This is a genomic window from Methylobacter svalbardensis (assembly GCF_037671525.1).
In the GTDB taxonomy this organism is placed as follows: domain Bacteria; phylum Pseudomonadota; class Gammaproteobacteria; order Methylococcales; family Methylomonadaceae; genus Methylobacter_A; species Methylobacter_A svalbardensis.
In genome coordinates this window covers 1-726 of the sequence record NZ_JAWPOH010000195.1, presented here as the reverse complement: position 1 = coordinate 726, position 726 = coordinate 1, and the positions used below count along the sequence as shown (strand labels likewise).

Here is a 726-nt window from a genome sequence, read left to right as displayed (position 1 = left end):
ACTTTGCTACCATGATATGGTGCACCATCTTCAACCAGAATGATTTTACCTTCATAATAAGCTAATAGTTGTTTTAAAAAATCAACATAACTCTCGCCATTAAAGCGTCCTGATGTTTCGGTGTGCTGCAAGATAACAGACTGATATTTCGTTATTAACTGATTGTCGGCGATGGCGTGCAAAGCATTTAAAAAAAGCTGTTGCGTGGCATATTTCTGATCTTTTAAGGTTTTCAGAAGCGCTAGAAATTCTTTAGGTAATTCTGCTTCTTTCAACAATTTAAGTGATTTTGGTTTCAACACATAAGCCAGGGATTGTTGATATTGAAAGCTACCACCTTTGAGCTCAATCGCACCAAACATTTTCAGACCTTTGCGAATCCCCGTTGTTTTAACCGTCGGTTGCTGTCCTATTGGAGCCCAGGTTCGCGCCAATGAACCCCACATGGCAAATGACACTTCATCGCCAAATAAAACCACACTGTTTTCTTCCTTCGCTTTTTTAATAATGGCCGGCAAGGTTTCTTCCAACCACTTTTTTCTCGCGACCTGATAGTGTTCTTCCTCTTGGCGATCGCTGATAAAGCGTGCTTTTTGGTAACTTAAACCCAGCTTTTTTAATAAGCTAGACAGATAGTTCACGTTGTAACGAACACCAAATTTAAGCCAGATGACCTCGGCAATCATGGCACTGTTCCATATTCCACAATGGAATCCATTCTCTCCA

1 protein-coding gene is annotated in these 726 nt (G+C 40.5%); it reads right to left on the bottom strand.

Annotation, left to right across the window (positions count from 1 at the left end; translation table 11 throughout):
- The coding region (locus RW114_RS20810; protein ID WP_340124632.1) for a winged helix-turn-helix domain-containing protein at window positions 1-686 on the bottom strand (686 nt) is incomplete at its 3' end.
- Window positions 687-726: the final 40 nt, after the last annotated feature.